The following is a 17836-nucleotide window of genomic DNA, read 5'->3' as shown; positions in this document are numbered from 1 at the left end:
TCACTTACTACCGTTTTTGTTTTTAGTTCCCGCTAATCCGCGATGAACCATAAAAAAGCGACGGTCTCCCATCGCTTTCGTCTTGCATTTATTCAGGCTCTTATTGAGTAATTAATGCTTCCAGTGCCGCTAATGACGCTAGCCGCTCTCCTTGCATCATTACCTCTGCCTCATCGACATATTGCCCAACGCCCTCCTTTACATCTTGTTCGTACAAGACAACATTGTTCAAGATAGAAGCGACATTAAGCCCTCTCAAGCGTCCCACGGTAAACAGCGCGGATGTTTCCATGTCTGCACCTAAAATGCCTTTGCCATTCCAGTACTGACAAAGCGCCTTCTCGTCATCGGTATAAAAACTGTCGTGTGAGCGTACCGTGCCCAAATAGTAAGGTGTTGTTTGCTGCTGCAAGAACTTGTCTAGCTCTTTAAGCAGAGAGAAGCTTGCATAGGCGGGATACGACGGCTTAACGTAAGCGGTAGAACCACCCTCATCGCGAACCGCGCCCTCTGCAATAATTAGCTCACCAAGCCCGATATGTGACTGCATCGCACCTGCAGACCCTACTCTGATGATATGAGTCACACCACAAAACTTAAGTTCTTCTACCGCAATGATCATTGAAGGTGCGCCAATGCCCGTGCTGCAAACTGATATCGCTTTCCCTTGATGAGTTCCAGTGAAGATTCGATATTCACGGTTTTCAGAGACCAGTTCAGCATGTTCAAGCAAGTTAGCGATTCGATTCGCTCTATCTGGCTCACCACAAACAATAACTAACGGAGCAATTTGCGTTTCATCAACGCAGATATGAGGTTGCTTTGCCATCTTCACTCCTAAGAAGCCGTTGCTTGAGTTAACGATTTATCACTGTTTCGTTTAGCTGTGCGTGCCCACTCACGAGTACCGTTTGCCGCAATAAACATTAAGATTGCGTATTGAACAGACATTGCGTACACACCCTGCGTCGCATAAATACCAACGCTGATAATGTTAATCACAATCCACAGTATCCAGTTTTCAACATACTTACGTGTCATAAGAACTTGAGCAACAATAGATAGAATGGTCATCGTGGCATCCCAGAATGGGAACGCATCCGGTTCAAGCACTGGCTCCGCTAAATCCGCACCAAATAGATTCAAGCTATCTACCTCGATGTTTGCTAGCGCAAAAAAGAATGGGTCGATGTACATAGTTAACAAAGCAATAGAAATCGCACACGCTACGGCCGTTGCTACTAGTTTATTTTGGCTCAACCAACGAACTTCTAGTGTTTCACCTTGCTCATTAGGACGTGTCCATGCGTACCAACCGTAAATGTTGGCACAGAAGAAGAACAATTGAAGAAGTAGCAGTCCGTATAACTGAATTTGGAAAAAGATAACCGCAAATAAGGTGACATTCAGCAATCCGAACAGGTAGTTAATAGTTTTTTCTTGGCTTGCAAACCAAATACACAACAGACCAAACACGGTGCCGAATGCTTCAATCCAGCTCATCGCGTAGCCACCCCCTATTGGGATATTGACTAAAGTATTGTTGATATCAAGTAGAGCGAATAGGTCCATAGATGTGTCCTTTATTATTTGTTTTAGTGGCACCTATTTTATTGCGCCTCTCCAAATAAAAAGGAGGACATTTGTCCCCCCTAGAATGCATGCGATCATAAATCAGAATATTAAATCCGGAAAATCAATTTCACGGGAAGATGTCATAGCCCTCCCACAGTCTCGAACTCGAAACTCCAGCACCAGAACAGCCCCCTTCCAAAAACGAAATTTTAGCTTACTGGCTTTAAGCTGATATCGCGTTGACGGTTACGTTTGAGAAGCGCATGATTTTATTTCGATCAGAATCGTTGTCTGGCGTGTTAACCGTTTAACCGCCCTAAAACTCGTTCTGTGCAACGTACTCAATTGTATGGCAGGTCACATGAATAAAGTAATTATGTTAGTAATGGGGCTGCTTTTTACCAGTCGATTGTTTGCCAGTATTGTTCCTCATGTTGGTCAACTTGAGCATGATGCGCCTATCCTCCTTCGCTCGGCATTGATTGTAGGGGTTGCGGCTTACGCGGTTTGGAGTGCATTTAAATACTTCAAAAAGATCAAGGCCTCAGATTCAGATCAACTGTAACGGCGAAAGTCCAAAAGCTTTTGAATAAGCCTCTAATTTCGATTACTGATCTGCGAAATAATCGACCAAGATTTTACGCCACTTTCGTGACTCACGAATCTTCAACAGGGCGCGGTTAATCTCTTCTTCGTACACGTTATTTTCAGTGACTATGAAACCGTAGTTGGACTTTTATAACTGATAAAACAACACCGCTATACCAAGCTTAAGTTTGATAGCTAGAAACTGACATAAACTGACTTTGTGCCGACGAACATAACTTTCCGCACTGAGTCATTTGGCTTTCTAGGAAGTAGATATTACGTCTACTTTTCACCCACTGGGCACGAACTTCCAGTTCTTGACCAATCAAAATCGGATGATGAAAACGAGAGGTTAAACTCACCGTCATCGCCTTGATATCATTCTGAAATAGACAATGCAACATCGCGCTGTCATGCAGTGTAGTGACAATGCCACCTTGCATGATGCCATCGTAGCCCTCAGCTTTATCTGTTGGTACAATCTTGGCTCTGGTTTTATATTTAGCTACTGCCTCATGCTTAGTTAAAGTGTCATGCTCGCCAATAGCTTCAAAACAAATGGCGCTGTCGTTGAAAAAACCTTGGCTGCACACTTGGCAACGCCGATGATTGTGTGGAATGAAAACCTTCATACTTACCTTTACCCATAGATTGCTAGAGATTGATATGGCTCGACCAAAAAAACATCGCCAGTTGTGTACCCGTACGGCTTACTCTTGTTTTAAGCCCAATGGTGTTCCTATGGACGAGCTTCATAAAGAAGAATTGCTATTGGAAGAGCTCGAAGCCTTGCGCTTGGCTGATCAAGAAGGCCTGAGCCAGCTTGAAGCCGCTGAACAAATGCAGGTGTCTCGCCAAACGTTCGGCAACATTATCAAGCGTGCACGAGCTAAAGTCGCCAAGTGCATCGTCAATGGTCACGCGTTGGTGATTCAAAGTAGTTAATTAACGTGTTAGCCAGAAGTTATTTAACTCAGTGAGCGAGAACTCTGATGCTTACTTCGATACTTAGCTTGATGGCTCAGTAATCTGATACAGCTTTTTGCTTTGCCCTTCACACACATCCTTGCAATTGCATTTACGCTCAATATCTAACTGCGCCAATCCTCCACAGCTGCCTTTGATTGGCTTGCGCGAAAAAATCACGCCTATCGCCATCAATGTAACGACTCCGACAAACCCCAATAGCGTCAACAAAAAGGTCATTGTCGGAACCCTCGAATAGCACCTAGCTGATTAGGCTGTACCATTAGAATCGAAGCTTGTTTTTTGTGCCCGTTTTCGCCGCACGTTTTATTGCCACACCCACTATTTCTCGGCTCGCGACCATAATCGAGATCGGTCACTTCCCGTAGATTGTCGAAATCCAAAGCCCCGATTTCTGCCTTACCTGTCGATGCCAAGACTCGAATATCGTTATTGAACAAGTGCGCCAGCATCTTCTTACCAATATAACGAACCACCACAGATTTCACATCGTAAGAACGGAGAACCGAAATCCATTGCTTCTTTTTATTGCAAGAGGTGTCGGAGTCAATCAAAGGAACAATCTGTTTTATCTGTCGTTGTTCATCGACAATCGCGATCTGTGGGGAACGAGCAAAGTGGTTGCCAACATGAAGGTCGCGACAAGGTACTGCGTATAACATAGTAACTTCCTGTTATTGATGATCAGGAGTTCAGCATACGCCCCATTATTGGCATATGCCAATAACTATCATGTGAAAAATAAGATTTACTGGATCGATAACTAAGATCACAAGCACCCAAACTTACCGTCATCTTCAGCCTATCTCAGTTACCTTTCAAATAACCATATATACTAGGGGGTAGTATTTTTACTGGGGGTATTTTTTGCGTTGTTAATGCCTGTTATCAAGAGCCAAGCTCAAACCCATTACAAAAAGGCCTCGCACAACCGAGAGCTTAATCGACTATTCAACGTCACACACTAGTCTGAATAATGTCGAATTAGGGACCAATCAAAGATGTTTATAGGAAAAATAGGTTGGATTGAAAATCAAGAATTGCAGTCGGCTTCAATGTAAACAAGCTTATAATTTGAAGTGAACAACGCATCGGGTTGTTATAATATAACATCACACTAAATTACCATCATTTCTCATGAAACAGCCATTTATTCTAATCGATGTCATCAATCGCCTCTCCACACGCTATGTAAGCCGTTTCTCGACATGCTTTCGCTCTCTCAAGGGCTTGACTGTTGGCCTAGCATTATTGTGTTTTGCGCCAAATCTATATGCCCACCCTCACTCTTGGATAGAGATGAAAACTCATATTGAGGGAGAGAATGGCATGATCACCGGTCTCTCTATGGAGTGGTCTTTTGATGCAATGACCTCGATGTACATGTTGGATGGAGAAGACGTCTCTGCCGATACAGAAACTGAAACATTCAAAAAGCTCGCTGCGTCTGTAATCGAAAACATGATGTACGAGCACTACTTCACGTACTTTTATGATGGTGAAGAGCCCATCAAATATCAGGTGGTTGAGAACGCAAAGTTTGAGCGTGATAAAGCCAAGATGGTTCTAACATTTGACCTACCACTTTCTAAACCTAAGCCTGTGACACGAAACTCGCTTCGCGTATTGATTTTTGACCCTAGTTACTTTGTCGACATGTCGTGGCTATCCAACAGCGACGTGACATTGTCACCTGAACTAGCAAGACAATGCCATTTAGAATTAATCGAGCCTAACCCGACGTCAGAGCAAATGAGTTATGCAATGTCTTTACCTGTCGATGCAGATCCAGATAACACGCTAGGCCAACTGTTTACACAATCGGTTGAGCTTCATTGTGCGGCGGTTCCCGCTTCTTAGTCGCAGTGGTTCGTTTCAGCCTTTAAGTCAGCGTCTAGCTGATTAAGCATGGCAACTAATTAACAGAAAGATTTCAGATATAGGTTCTTGTTAAATGAAGAAAAATCAATCCAAAATCAATCACTACCTCATTGGTGCTGGTGCGTTCGTGCTTATTGCTATTGGTGCGTATCAACTGTGGTCCATGTGGCCATCGTTAGTTATCTCTAGCATTCAATGGCAAAGAGAAGTCAATTCAGAACTTGCAGACCTGCTCTATGAAGCTAAATCCAACCCTTGGGGCGCAGGCAGTTACCTTATCGGGTTCAGCTTTATCTATGGCATGCTTCATTCTTTGGGGCCTGGGCACGGCAAAGTTATCGTGTCGACTTACTTAGCGACTCACCCAACCAAAGCCAAGGCGAGTTTAGTGCTTACGGTCGTCTCCGCTTTTTTACAAGCATTGGTCGCAATCTTACTAGTAAGCGTGTTGCTGTGGGGCTTTAGTGCTTCCATGCGAGTAGTGAATGACAAAGCGAATATGTTTGTTTCATTAAGCTTTGCCTTAGTCGCGGTCGTCGGCGCACTTATATGTTGGAAGGCTTTGAAAAACATCTACACCGCTATGCGTAAGCCTAAGCTGAAAGTGAAAGCCATCACTACACTCGCAACAGACACAGCTGCGACAATTTCAGCGCGTTCGCCAATGGCACTTCGTTCATCAATATCAGCCCCTTCTCCGATAATCGACGCTACTAGCACAATGCAAGCCGCAGCTAACACTCATGCAGATCATTCTCATGCCGACTGTGGGTGCGGCCACCAGCATGTAGCTGATGCAGACGCAATCAACAAAGCCTCAACGCTCCGAGAATATGCTGGAATTATAGTGACGATTGGCGTAAGACCGTGCACCGGAGCCATCATGGTACTGCTTTTCGCAAACATGGTTGGCCTATATTGGATGGGTGTTGTCAGTGCTTTTGCCATGGCGATTGGTACTGCTTTCACAACCTCGACGATTGCTATAATGACACTAACAGGCAAGAACTTGGTAAAACGCTATTTGGCAGCAGGTAACAAGAATAACAGTGCTTCACTAAAAGCCGCAGGTCATTATTTACAGCTATTCGGTGGTGTTTTACTTGTCTTAATTGGCTTGTTGCTAATGAGTGGACAAGACAGCGGTATGTCGCCTGTTTTCACTATGTAGCGAACGATGTAATAACAAACCTCAGTTTATTGCGACCTTTACCATTTTTACTAAAAAACACTAGCCCTTATCTCTCAAATCTGAATTAACAGCCACATAATTTCTACTAACCTAACTTTGCACAGCCAGTTAGGTTAGTAGTCAGCCATTCAGAACAGCGCGCTCTATGTAGTTCTGTAACAAACCTACATCCAACTTTGATTTTCCTATTCTTAGCTACTCTTTCATAAACTAACTTAGATTGTTCTAACAATATTAGAGCACTATCCCCCTCCTTTTGAAAATAAGGACATAACTTCCGCAATCCAGAAACTGCGATCGCACTCTTCCTATTTTGAAAAAAAATAGAGCAGCAGTTTTATCAATTGAGTAACAAGCCGAAATTATACCCAATAAATTTCACATCAAACTCCAAGCCTTTACCTTACAACTACAGATAGAGCTTTCTTCAACCAAATTCTTGGATAACCTATACTCAAAGGTAAACAAATGAAACTATACATTCCGAGCGCCACGCTCAGTGTTTTGTTACTTTCTCCGAGTTTCGCGAGTGCCGAAGATATACCTGATTCATACGAATTGCGTAATTTTTCGATGCGCTCACAAAGCTCTGGGATAGCCCCACCGCAAGAAGAACTCGGCGTTTATGTTGTGAATTCGGGTCCTGGTCTGGATACCGGTTGTACCTATGCTTCTGGCGGACCTCTACTTATCTCTTTACCTGTTCCTATGGTCGTCAGCCCCAACGTTTTACAAAGTGACGGGAGAATTGCTCCGAGTAAACTGGGCGATATGCAGCAAAAAGGCGTTATCGGTTCTAACGCAAGGATCAGCATGCCGGTCTTCGACATAGACTCCAATGCCAACGTCAGTAATATTGCTCCAGAAATAGATATCGTATCTTTTAACGGAAAGTCTTTAGGTACGCTGCAAGGCGCTGATAACCGTTGGACGGATACTAACCTTCAAGTCGATATCAGTGATGTCAAGTTCGCCCAAAACAATGAGATTCGCGTCGATATTGATACTGGCAATACGGGAGACAACTGGTGTATGTCTGTCGATTGGGTCTCAATCGAGTTTGATGTTGCCATTCCTGTGATTCTTGCTCATGGCATTGCTGCACAATCAGACACTTGGGATGATGATACGGCTCCAGGCGTGCTTTCTACACTTGATGACTATGGCATTCGTTATACTCGTTTCTCTGCTGACAAAAATGGAACCACAGCGACTAACGCTAATATCTTGAACAACAAAATTCAGGGTTTTCTCGATGAGTTGAAATCCGACAAAGTTCACGTCATTGCACACAGTAAAGGCGGGCTAGATACCCAAAACCTCAAAGCACTTAGCCCTTCCTTTGAGATAACCTCCCTTTCTACTTTCTCCACACCTCACCTTGGTAGCGTCGCAGCAGATTTGTCGGTGATAAAAATGGACCACTACGCCGATATCTACAGTAACGTCAGTACCGATCCAAATAATTACGCTGGCAAGTACATGCAACTCCCAAATATTCCGTTTGCGGGTCCTAAAATGCCTGGTATCCGTGATCTAACAACGGATACAGCATCAAACGCGATCCAAATGCGTACTCGCGGCAATATTGCAAATACATTTTCTATTGGGGCAAATGCCGATCTCAACCAAGACGGTGTTATTGAGAAAGATCCTGATATCGTTGGCCTATTCCCGTGGGGATCGCGTTGGGCAGGCGTTACCGCTTGGCAGGCGCTAAGAAGCTTTAGTTCTGCGGCCTACCTCGATACTCAAACTCAATCGGTCACAATGCCAAGTGTGCATGGACCACAAGCTCATCCAATCACCATAGTCAGTTACCAAGCCATTCAAACAGTACCGCAAGAAAATGATGTTGTTGTGACCTTGGCAAGCGCTAACCCAAGTTATACCAATGCATTGGGTAACGTATTGGCTAACCACTCAACAATGAAAACGGGACAAAACGTTGAACGTTTTCTACAACAAATTATTTCAATGCGCTAAGGAGTGGCCACAATGAAATTCATCAAGCAATTAGTGATGGTGTTCAGTCTTTTCTGTACCTTCATCACACCGGCTATCGCCAGTAATGCAATACCCGTTGGGATGAGTACAAGCACGACACTATCTCAACCAGTGACTAGTAACGATAACGAAGTCACAATGCTATTTACCATCGACAAAGCGGAAGCCCTAAAAGCAGAAATCATCGTGCCGTTGGATGATGCAACCGTATATTTAGTCAAGCCTAACGGGCAAGTCGCAACATCATCCAATGATGTGCAAGCGAACATACTTTCAGGTGACACACAAAGTCCGCCGCTACCGGGCAGCTATTTATTTTTGCCTGAAGTAACTAACCCTGAACCTGGCGAATGGAAGATCGTCGTTGATTTTCCAAACCCAAGTTACAACACAGTAATTATTGCTCAGGTTGCGATCCAATCCCCTATTGCGTTTGGCATGGCGATAGCTGCAAACCAATTTGTGGTCGGTGAACCAGTTCCCGTTTCTGCATTACTGACAAACAAAGGGAATCCAATCACAGGTGCCCAAACCAGCGCAGTGATCATTGATGAAGCTGGAATAAAAACACGCCTGACGCTTAAAGATGAGGGTGTCAATTTCGATGCTATTGCTAAAGATGGTGTCTACAGCAATATTTTCATTCCACCCGCTGAAGGGGATTATCTAATTGAAGGCATAACGTCTTTTGAAGAATATGGAACAACTATCACTCGCCAGACAAGTAAAAAAATCCACGTACTACCCTCTGACATTGAATTTGTCAGCCTCTCACTCGCTCCACTGTTTTCCTCTGAAGGCTGTGTTATTGCCTTAGAGCAGCGCTTGGAACTTGATGTTAAATCCGCGGGGGATTTTGCCATTCATGGTTACCTCACCGATGGAATTGACGAGCTGAACACAAGCAAACGTCTGCAACTCAAACCTGCGAAGCAAATCGTCACTCTACAGTACTCAACTGAAGATATTTTTGGCGCGTTTGATTCAGCGTCTACTTTGACCTCCAACCCGACGATCATCTACGCAATCACTCAAGATGACATACGAATTTCAGCCCCTCGAATTCAGTTTGAAGAATTTATTGATTTAGCATCTTTTGAGCGTTGCCGCGAACCGATTGAAGTCACGGGGAGTTTAGTCACCACACCGACTATGTCGCAAGATGGAACCTACATTGATTCGCTGAGTTTTGAGTTTCCTATCCATGTTACGCGCAGTGGAACTTACACAGGTTCGGTAAATATCGTTGGTGCAGCCGGAGAGTATTTAGAGCTAGTGAGTTTCCAAGAACCGCTTGAGGCTGGCGAAAACACCATCAAGTTTACCGTTCCTGGTGACACGTTTAAGCAAGCCGATGGTCCTTATGAACTGAACGCACTGCTAATCTACAGTGGCGTTGACTCCTATCGACAAGGAGTTCTCGGTCAAACTCCACCATACCAAGCCTCTGATTTCAGTCCGCCAGTGAATGTGACCCTCCCCTCTAACCTATTCGGTTTGGAAAGAGAAAACTGGCAAGCAACCCCGGCAACACATGTCACGCAACATCGTGTCGGTGGTTACTTAAGAGCGGGGGCTTCAATCCCATACGACTACGAAACACTAGCGAGTTTTGACTTAAGTGAGGTTCGAGGGAAAATTAAACAGGCAACGCTTATTGTTGATTTCGGAGATTCAACTCTTCAATTTCCATTCAACAATGTAACTGCGCATATCGTTAATCAAACTTGGTCTCCAAACACACTGGATTACGACACGTTCTGTGAGTCTTTTACAATATGTGCAGCATGGAGTAATCCACTCACTACATTCAACAACGTAGAAGCCGGTCAAACGCTTAGGTTTACCAACTCTAAACTATTAGAAGCATTAAATGAGAAGAGAGTGTCTGGGTTGAACAAACTAGATATTGCTCTTACCTCTTCTCCCTATGAAAGAAGTTTCTTCATTAACGTTAAGCAGGTGTCATTATTCATCGAGTACTGATCCTAAAACTGAGATCCTAAAACTGAAATAGAATAAGGCCATGCCCAAGGTATCGCTTTGGGCATGGCCTCTCAGAGTGAACAGTGATGAACTTTGCAAGCTTCATATGTTTATTCTGTTAGAGCAGACTATGCCAGCCCCTCAACAGTAGTGATAAAGCACGCTAATCACTATAGACTCCATCAACCAACAAAATGAGATCGAAGTTTTATCCAAAAAGGTCAGTAGTCCCAACAACCGGGTGACTCCACAGATCTATCCATCCCATCACCAAATTTTTAGGTGACTTTAAAGATGCCCCTACACTAGTCTGATAGCTAAAGTTAGAATAGACCCGTTAAGTATCATCGATTTACAAAACAGAGCCAAAATATCTAAATAAAAACAGTGAGAAGCGATACAATAATCAAGTTGCAAAATTGCAGCGTGGGACACCTGCCCACTGACAGCCCATTCACAGAGAACCATAAAGTAGCCTCACATGTCTAAAGAACCCGGTTTCACTACAGAATACAAACTCGACAAGACGTTTTTCGCGGAGTGTTATGATCAAACTAGCCTTCCGACTCAATTTCCAAAAGCCTACTTAAAAGGAATACTGTTTCTTATTTTTGGTGTGGTTCTACTGGAGTTTGAACTATTACCTAACGGCTATGTTGGCTGGTTCTTTATCGTTTTGAGTGTGATTGAAGCATTCAGTGTGTACTGCAAAAGAACCTGGTGGTTATGGCGACAAAAGATCAGCTCAGGCGCAGGCAGCAAAATTGTCTTTCAAGGTGACGCTAACGGAGTAAGTTACAAAAACCACAAAGCGACCAACACCATCGCGTGGAGTGACATCGACCAACTTGAGCAGACCAATCTTGGTTTTATCCTGCATATCGGTAAACAGCGCCAATATGTGAGTAAATCTTGTTTAAGCAATGAAGCCATTGCCTTCATGATTGAACACCACGCCGCATCAAAAGCGAAATAACACCAATAAATGCCTGCTGATTTAGCAGGCATTTTTCTATCACTTTTAATTCTACGTATCGAATTACCGGACAATAACAATGAATACCGTGTACCAAATCAGTGATTGCCACCTTTCCGATGAATCCAGCTATGAGAACCTGCGCAGAGCACTGGAATACGTCAACAAAGACACGGCATGCAAGACCATCTTTCTGACTGGTGATATTTGTTGTAACCCAAAGTATGGCGACTACGTTCGATTAGAGGCATTCATTAGGCAACACATTAGCGACCAATCCATTTACGTGATTGCGGGTAATCATGATGACTCTCGCTTAATGCGCACAGAGCTAAAAGGCTCGACGATTTATGTCACCGACAAAGCCACCATCGGTGAACGAGAGTTTGTGTTCCTAGACTCAAGCTTCAAGCCGCTAGACAGCCGCCACCCACTTGGTTCAGGGCGTATTGATAACCGCGGCATGGCTCAGCTAAAACAACAATTGAGAAAGGCCAATGATCCTATCGTGGTTGTTCACCACCCTGTCATTCCAGTCGGTGCAGATTGGATGAAAGCGATCCGCCTAGAGAACGATACTGATGTGATGAAAGTGCTTCGAAAATATCGCGTTCGTGACGTGTTCTGCGGTCATGGCCATGATGAAATAACAGCGACACAGCAAGGCATAACTCAATATATGGCCCCGTCGACAGCCTATGGCTTTGACCACTCGATCAATGAATACAATCGCAGCGAGAAGATAGGATTAAGTCGAATCTCGTTCTGTACTGATTCCATCAACTACCAAGCTGTCTATTTTTGAACCCTATCTTACTGTCTTAAACCTTATAGATTAGCTTTCAAATAAACCAAACTATATAGAGCTATGCCAATAGAAGAGGCTTGCGGCGATTCAATTTATCAATCTGTGATTGAAGCCCACAACCCAACTTCCACAACGGGTCAACGTTCAGTAGAAGAAATTACCTGGTTAGCACTGATGACTGTAAAACAAATGCACGATTTAGTTCGGCGCAATCTCGAAAACGAAGAGCTCGAAAACTAAAAGTTTGAAAAAGAATTATCTAGAAAACAGAAAGCTTGAAAGCTGAATACGTAGGATTATCGCCCCACTCTCACAAGTGACCAGAGCCTTGCAAACGTTATTACCCTAAGGTTTGCTAGCAAGGTCTTTGTGATTGATAATAAAAGCAATATAGGCGCAAGTTAGCGCTTTTTTATCACCTAGGTTTATATTGAGGCTATATGGAAATCAAAGTACTAAAAAGCTTTGTGGCTGTCGCGACACATTGCAGTTTTTCAAAAGCTGCAAAAGAGTTAAATACCGTTCAACCTGCCATTAGCCGCCATATCACAAGCCTTGAACACGAACTTGGAGTGAGCCTATTTTTCCGTACATCTCGCGAAGTCGTCATTAGCGGCGCAGGGCAGCACTTACTTAAAGATGCGATTAGACTCATCGAACAAACGGAACAAGCAAAACAGTCCGCGATTCGAGCTTCTTCTGGTTGTATTGGTACTTTAACTATTGGTTATCTTGGAGGCGCAACTCTGAGCTTTTTGCCTCGTTTAGTTCGACAGTATATTGCTGAAAACCCCAATATTGATGTTGATCTTGTTGAGATGACGGCTTCTGAACAGATCGAAGCTCTGGACAAACGAGAGATCGATATTAGCTTCTCTCGCCCACTGCCGAACCTGCTTGTTGATGATTACACCTCGGTGACGATTTATACAGATAAGCTTGTTGCTGTTTTGCCCGTCACCCACGAGTTGGCTAAATACTCCACCATTCAAATGAAACAACTGCAGCAAGACCCTTTCATCTTATTTGAACGTGAACAAGCGGTAGGATTATTTGACTCCATCATTACTCAATGTGACCTATCTGGATTCTCTCCAAATATAAAAAAACAACCCAACAACATGCAAACCGTGTTAACCCAAGTCTTTTCTGGCTTAGGTGTATCTATCGCACCGCATGCAATTCGTGATTTACGCAGTGAGGGATGTGTATTTGTTAATCTTGAATCTGTGGACGTACAAATGCCATTAGTGATGACACACCATTCGCATACTCTATCCCCTACAGCCAGTGTCTTTGTTGCTGTCGTACAGAGTGAAATAGAGGCGATTCAACAAAACATGGCTTAGAAAGTTATCTATACCAGATTCGTATAGAATTTAAATCAAATGGTTATTTTTGTTATTCAATCGCTAACCTTAGACTTAGCTCATCGAAATCATTCATTAAAACGATGAACCAAAGTTAAGGTGTCACCATGTCAAAATTGACTACAGAAGTGTTGAGCACAGGACGTTTATTACTGATGTCGAGCGCAGTCTCGGCAACTGCTGCAAACCTTTATTATAACCAACCCATCTTACCTAAGATCGGCGCAGAGCTAGGGTTAACAAGCGAACAGCTAGGCGCAGTGCCAGCTGCCGGTCAGATTGGTTATGCCGTGGCATTGCTATTCTTATCGCCCTTAGGAGACACGTTACCCCGCAGACGCCTAATAGCGATCTTGTCTGTCATGTTGGTGTTGTCATCTTTTGTCGCGTTTACTGCATCTAGCTTAGTGGCTCTGGTTGTTGCGTGTTTTGCGATTGGTTTGAGTGCCAACATCACTCAGCAGCTGATTCCATTTGCAGCGTCACTAAGTACTCCAGAAACGAAAGGAAAAGTCATTGGCACATTAATGACAGGCCTAACTGTGGGCATCTTGCTTTCGCGTACACTCAGTGGGTTCATCGGTGAGCAGTTTGGGTGGCGCGCGGTATTTATGATGTCAGCAATTATTGCGATGGTCTTTGGTGTGTTGCTGTATGCCTTTTTACCGACGAACACGCCGACAACGAAAATACCTTACCTTAAACTGGTTGCGAGCATGGCCACGTTAATCAAGCAGCATGCGACACTGCGTACTTCCGCTTTAACTGGCGCGCTTTGGTTTGCTTCGTTCAATGCGCTGTGGGCGACGTTAGCTCTGCATGTCAGTGAATCTCCGTTTAACTACAATGCACAACAGGCAGGAATGTTTGGTGTTATTGCTCTTGCTGGAGTCATTGGAGCAAAAGTTTCAGGGTCACTGGTGAGCAAGTTTGGCTCTCGAAACATGATCAGTATGGCGTTAGTTATTATTACTGCTGGTTTTATTATATCGGGGCTTTTCGCTGACACATTGGCTGGATTGATCGTCGGTATCATTCTCATCGACCTTGGGGTATTTAGCGCTCAAGTATCGAACCAAGTACGCGTATTCTCAATTGACCCACAAGCTCAAAGTCGTATCAACGGAATCTATATGCTTGGCTACTATCTCGGTGGTGCGTTTGGTTCATTTGTGGGAATTCAGGTATTTGAACGTGCGGGTTGGATTGGTGTTGTGGGCTTTAGTATTGCAGTCGTGATATTGAGTTTTATCGTTAACCGTTCAAATAAGCAATAAGTCACCTCGTCTTAATTCTTGAACTTACCAATATGCACAACGGATATTCACTCTGTAATTGATAGCAAATTACCACCCAGTGATTTGCTATCGTTCTAGATCTAATAAGGCAGTAGTAACTCTACTCTCTCAAGTTTTGAATATCATGATTCTCAAACAAGCTTTCCCGCCTAGAGCGCTGTTATGCCTTTGCGAGATGATCTTGGTCTATTCTTATCATTTAGACGACTGAGTTCCGAGGCTTTGAGTATGAATAAACTGTTTTTAATCTTATTGGTTTTTCTTTTGTCCGGATGCGGAACAAGTGATAGTGCTTTGATTGAGAGTGGTCACAACACCTCTTACATACAAGGTTTTCATGACGGTAGGCATAGCGGCATGCAAGAAAGCGGCAATAGCTTCGAAAACTACATAAAAGATGGAAAGCGTTTTGAATCAGACAGTGACTACAAGCAAGGCTGGATCGCGGGTGAGTCTGAGGGGAAAAAGCTACAAGCAGAAGCAACAGCGATCGGTAAAGGTGCCGCTGCTAGTTATCCTCAAAAATCGACAACGACGGATTTAGATGAAGTAGCAAAAGACACCTTAAAAGGCGTCGATACATCGGGCTTAGAGAATTTAAAATAAAGGTATAACAAAGCTAAGGTTAGGCTCCTGAATAACTCGCACCTTGGCATTAGCTTCTTCCTTTATAGCGCCCTAATTGCGCCTTCTGTAACTTCGAGGCTCGAGGCTCGAAGTATTCTCGTTGTGACGATATGTATCTTAGCCCTCTGTGCAAACTATTCAGGGGAAAAGCACGATAACAGAGAAGCAAAGTGTCTGTTGAATCTGACCCTGTTTATCAACATTCTCTATATGGCAATTAGGGGCGTACTTGCTCATACCAAAGGAACGAATTCGAACTATTACCTGATATCAGATATTCATAAATTGTCTTTCGTTATCATGACAATCACAATTGTTAGCCTCGCATTTTCAGTGTTTTGGATCTTAACTGATCGTTTGTTGAAGCAGACCTATCGTTCATCGATCACTGATGAACAAACCGGCCTTTATAACCGTAGAGGCCTAGCAGAACTGATACCCAAGCTTGTTCAACCAGGCCGAGAGAGTGACATTTCTGTACTGATTGCCGACCTAGATCACTTCAAAAAAATTAATGATACCTATGGTCATGACAAGGGAGATGATGTGATTAAGCACTTTGGTCAAATTCTTGAAGATACATGCCGCACAAGCGATTTCTGTTTTCGCTATGGTGGAGAAGAGTTTGTTGTCATGCTACCTAGAGCGAATAAAGTTCAAGCAATGCAGATAGCTGAAAGAATAAGAAACCACGCAAAACACAACTCCAATCAAGAGCTCTCTTCTGGCACGTATACTGTCAGCATTGGAGTGACTCAAGCCCTCATAAACGATGACTGGAATTCATTAATTAAAAGAGCGGATAACGCCCTCTACGACGCAAAATCTCAAGGGCGCGATTGCATTGTTGAGCGTTAAGGCGAGTTGTAAAACAGTGTAAATACTCTTCCATCACAAAACATGTTGGCTAAGATTCAAGAGGTTAAACACACAACCAGTAAGGTTAGCAAGGATGCGCTTTTTCGGTTTGTTTTAGCGATAGCATTATTGGCGTAACTCCCTTAAAGCGACTCTAGAACTTCCCGCCATTTACCCATTCTGCTTTTGGTGGCACGGGCTCTTGGTTTACCCATATCTCTTTAATTTGACCTCCCTCAACTCGGAATAGATCAAAACGCGCAACCTCGAGACCATTATCAATAACTCGGCTGTAAGCTGCTACGAAGTTACCTTGACCGACAATCTTGAACACTTGGTCATAGCCACCAATATAGCTATCTAAAGGGCTCACATCTGAGGCTTGATAAACGGCTAGCTCTTCGTGCTGGAGATACTTTGATAGCTTGTCTTTCTGCCCTAGTACCATGACATCACATAAAAAATCACGGATAAGGTTCTTATTCTCCTCTGTTTTATCTAAGTCAGTATGATTGATTGGCCCTTGCAGTCGACCTTCCCCTTCCGTCGGTTGAGCTTCGAAGGCAGAAATCACATCCCAATGTTCAATAATTTTATCGTCATTATCGGTATCGAATAGATCCGTAGTCACCCACTTATATTCGCCATTATTAATATCTTGGAATGCTTGAACAAACACGAATTGGCCATCGACGATTGAACGTATGATCTTTATGTCTCTAACAGGGCAGCGTTTTAAGAACGGTTCGAAGAACTCAACAAAACCATCAATACCGTTGCGAACCCCAGTGCTATGTTGAGTATAACGTTGACCGGTGTACTTCGTTACCGCCTCTAATGCATGACCATCTCGGATACCTTCCATATACAGATTAGTCGCATTCGCTAGCTTATTGCTCATAGATAGTTTCTCCAAACTTAATAGTGCCAAAGTACGTTATTTGGCTCGTACACTGAAACTCAGAACTAGATTGTCTCAGGTGTCCTTTTAACTGTCGGATTGTTGAATAGGCTCTTCGCGTCGCTATTCAAAACCAAGTTAAGCTCGATATACGTCTACAGCATATCGAGCCTTTACAACCTAATTGGTCACTGTGGTTACTGTTTGGCGTGATAAGCTTTAGATACTGCGTAGCTATCCTCAAACCAGTTCCAACTCTTCACTTTGCCATCTTCAACCTGAACTCGAACCGCCCAGCTGAATTTACCCGTGTCTACACCAGATTCATTCGCAATGGCACTCATGCTGCCCATGAATACTGCTTGGTCGCCGTTTACAAAACTATAGTCTGTTGACCAGCTTGTGACTTTCAAACCTGCGCCAAATAGAGGAAAGAAAGTGTTGAGCACTTTTTCTTTTGACTCCCAGTTACCGATCCAAGGGATGTCGGCGTCACCTTCGTTGTGCCAGACAAAATCATCGGCCATTAATGACTCGAGTTTTGCCATATCACCTGAGCCTGCCGCCCATAAGAATGCTTGAGCCGTTTCTAGTGTCTTTGCTGAATCGACTGCTTTTGTTTCATCTGCAAGGGCTGGAGTGAATTGAAAGAAAGCCAGAAGACTCGCTAGACCGATAAGTAGATTTTTCTTTAACATTTTCTTTCTCCTGATTGTCAATTTTGAAGCTCAATGCGTGGGAGATTAAAAGTGCCATCAGTGCATGCTTTGAACTTCAGTTCT

The 17836-nt window shown here is 43.6% G+C and carries 20 protein-coding genes and 1 pseudogene; 13 read left to right on the top strand and 8 right to left on the bottom strand.

What is annotated here, in order from left to right; translation table 11 throughout:
* Positions 1-100: 100 nt before the first annotated feature.
* Positions 101-829 (bottom strand): nucleoside phosphorylase, encoded by a 729-nt coding sequence (locus AB6E78_RS09380; protein ID WP_372133215.1) that lies wholly within the window; start codon positions 827-829, stop codon positions 101-103.
* An 8-nt stretch (positions 830-837) separates the two neighbouring features.
* Positions 838-1572, bottom strand: a complete 735-nt coding sequence (pnuC, locus tag AB6E78_RS09375; protein WP_372133212.1) for a nicotinamide riboside transporter PnuC — start codon at positions 1570-1572, stop codon at positions 838-840.
* Between the two features lie 364 nt (positions 1573-1936).
* Here pnuC and AB6E78_RS09370 point away from each other — a divergent pair, with 364 nt between their 5' ends.
* A complete protein-coding gene (locus AB6E78_RS09370) occupies positions 1937-2140 on the top strand; it encodes a hypothetical protein (RefSeq protein WP_017059106.1) in 204 nt (67 codons plus the stop codon).
* 42 nt (positions 2141-2182) lie between these two features.
* Here the strand turns inward: AB6E78_RS09370 and AB6E78_RS09365 are convergent.
* Both AB6E78_RS09365 and AB6E78_RS09360 read right to left on the bottom strand, forming a co-directional pair.
* Positions 2183-2311 (bottom strand): annotated as a pseudogene (locus AB6E78_RS09365) (ABC transporter substrate-binding protein); the annotation flags it as partial.
* A 34-nt stretch (positions 2312-2345) separates the two neighbouring features.
* Positions 2346-2795, bottom strand: a complete 450-nt coding sequence (locus tag AB6E78_RS09360; RefSeq protein ID WP_372133209.1) for a PaaI family thioesterase — start codon at positions 2793-2795, stop codon at positions 2346-2348.
* A gap of 34 nt (positions 2796-2829) precedes the next feature.
* On the opposite strand from AB6E78_RS09360, the gene AB6E78_RS09355 reads away from it, so the two are divergent.
* Positions 2830-3108 carry a DUF134 domain-containing protein gene (locus tag AB6E78_RS09355; RefSeq protein ID WP_029235478.1) on the top strand — a complete coding sequence of 93 codons (279 nt, stop codon included), beginning with the start codon at positions 2830-2832 and terminating at the stop codon, positions 3106-3108.
* Between the two features lie 63 nt (positions 3109-3171).
* Here AB6E78_RS09355 and nqrM read toward each other — a convergent pair whose 3' ends face one another.
* Positions 3172-3369, bottom strand: a complete 198-nt coding sequence (gene nqrM / locus AB6E78_RS09350; protein ID WP_102398118.1) for a (Na+)-NQR maturation NqrM — start codon at positions 3367-3369, stop codon at positions 3172-3174.
* Positions 3366-3812, bottom strand: coding sequence for a NifB/NifX family molybdenum-iron cluster-binding protein (locus AB6E78_RS09345; RefSeq protein WP_017059102.1), 447 nt, complete (start codon positions 3810-3812; stop codon positions 3366-3368). The genes nqrM and AB6E78_RS09345 overlap by 4 nt, the downstream gene beginning before the upstream one ends.
* 475 nt (positions 3813-4287) lie before the next feature.
* On the opposite strand from AB6E78_RS09345, the gene AB6E78_RS09340 reads away from it, so the two are divergent.
* The 11 genes from AB6E78_RS09340 (at position 4288) to AB6E78_RS09290 (ending at position 16153) form a co-directional block, all read left to right on the top strand.
* Positions 4288-5010: a DUF1007 family protein gene (locus tag AB6E78_RS09340; protein WP_372133206.1), complete on the top strand. Its 723-nt coding sequence runs from the start codon at positions 4288-4290 to the stop codon at positions 5008-5010.
* 94 nt (positions 5011-5104) lie between these two features.
* Complete coding sequence (locus AB6E78_RS09335) at positions 5105-6202, top strand: nickel/cobalt transporter (RefSeq protein ID WP_017067870.1); 1098 nt, start codon at positions 5105-5107, stop codon at positions 6200-6202.
* Positions 6203-6691: 489 nt separating this feature from the next.
* A complete protein-coding gene (locus AB6E78_RS09330; protein WP_372133203.1) occupies positions 6692-8209 on the top strand; it encodes an esterase/lipase family protein in 1518 nt (505 codons plus the stop codon).
* Positions 8210-8221: 12 nt separating this feature from the next.
* A complete protein-coding gene (locus AB6E78_RS09325; protein WP_372133200.1) occupies positions 8222-10216 on the top strand; it encodes a choice-of-anchor X domain-containing protein in 1995 nt (664 codons plus the stop codon).
* Positions 10217-10697: 481 nt separating this feature from the next.
* Entirely contained in the window at positions 10698-11192 is a 495-nt protein-coding gene (locus tag AB6E78_RS09320) for a YcxB family protein (protein WP_102320053.1), read from the top strand.
* 79 nt (positions 11193-11271) lie between these two features.
* Positions 11272-11997 carry a metallophosphoesterase gene (locus AB6E78_RS09315; RefSeq protein WP_372133197.1) on the top strand — a complete coding sequence of 242 codons (726 nt, stop codon included), beginning with the start codon at positions 11272-11274 and terminating at the stop codon, positions 11995-11997.
* A 63-nt stretch (positions 11998-12060) separates the two neighbouring features.
* Complete coding sequence (locus tag AB6E78_RS09310; RefSeq protein ID WP_017059095.1) at positions 12061-12240, top strand: hypothetical protein; 180 nt, start codon at positions 12061-12063, stop codon at positions 12238-12240.
* A gap of 200 nt (positions 12241-12440) precedes the next feature.
* Positions 12441-13349, top strand: a complete 909-nt coding sequence (locus AB6E78_RS09305) for a LysR substrate-binding domain-containing protein (protein ID WP_372133194.1) — start codon at positions 12441-12443, stop codon at positions 13347-13349.
* A gap of 128 nt (positions 13350-13477) precedes the next feature.
* Positions 13478-14647 carry an MFS transporter gene (locus AB6E78_RS09300; RefSeq protein WP_102333225.1) on the top strand — a complete coding sequence of 390 codons (1170 nt, stop codon included), beginning with the start codon at positions 13478-13480 and terminating at the stop codon, positions 14645-14647.
* A gap of 249 nt (positions 14648-14896) precedes the next feature.
* Positions 14897-15274: a hypothetical protein gene (locus tag AB6E78_RS09295; RefSeq protein WP_240798951.1), complete on the top strand. Its 378-nt coding sequence runs from the start codon at positions 14897-14899 to the stop codon at positions 15272-15274.
* Between the two features lie 198 nt (positions 15275-15472).
* The gene (locus AB6E78_RS09290; RefSeq protein ID WP_133151389.1) at positions 15473-16153 is read left to right on the top strand and encodes a GGDEF domain-containing protein; all 681 of its coding nucleotides are present in this window, start codon (positions 15473-15475) and stop codon (positions 16151-16153) included.
* A gap of 154 nt (positions 16154-16307) precedes the next feature.
* Here the strand turns inward: AB6E78_RS09290 and AB6E78_RS09285 are convergent, their stop codons facing one another.
* Positions 16308-17054: a nuclear transport factor 2 family protein gene (locus AB6E78_RS09285; RefSeq protein ID WP_017059089.1), complete on the bottom strand. Its 747-nt coding sequence runs from the start codon at positions 17052-17054 to the stop codon at positions 16308-16310.
* Positions 17055-17251: 197 nt separating this feature from the next.
* Positions 17252-17752: a nuclear transport factor 2 family protein gene (locus AB6E78_RS09280; protein WP_017059088.1), complete on the bottom strand. Its 501-nt coding sequence runs from the start codon at positions 17750-17752 to the stop codon at positions 17252-17254.
* Positions 17753-17836: the final 84 nt, after the last annotated feature.

The sequence above is a fragment of the Vibrio sp. 10N.247.310.98 genome (assembly GCF_041467395.1).
Classification (GTDB): domain Bacteria; phylum Pseudomonadota; class Gammaproteobacteria; order Enterobacterales; family Vibrionaceae; genus Vibrio; species Vibrio crassostreae_C.
Note: the sequence above shows the minus strand (reverse complement) of the source record. Positions and strands in the feature narration are given on the sequence as shown.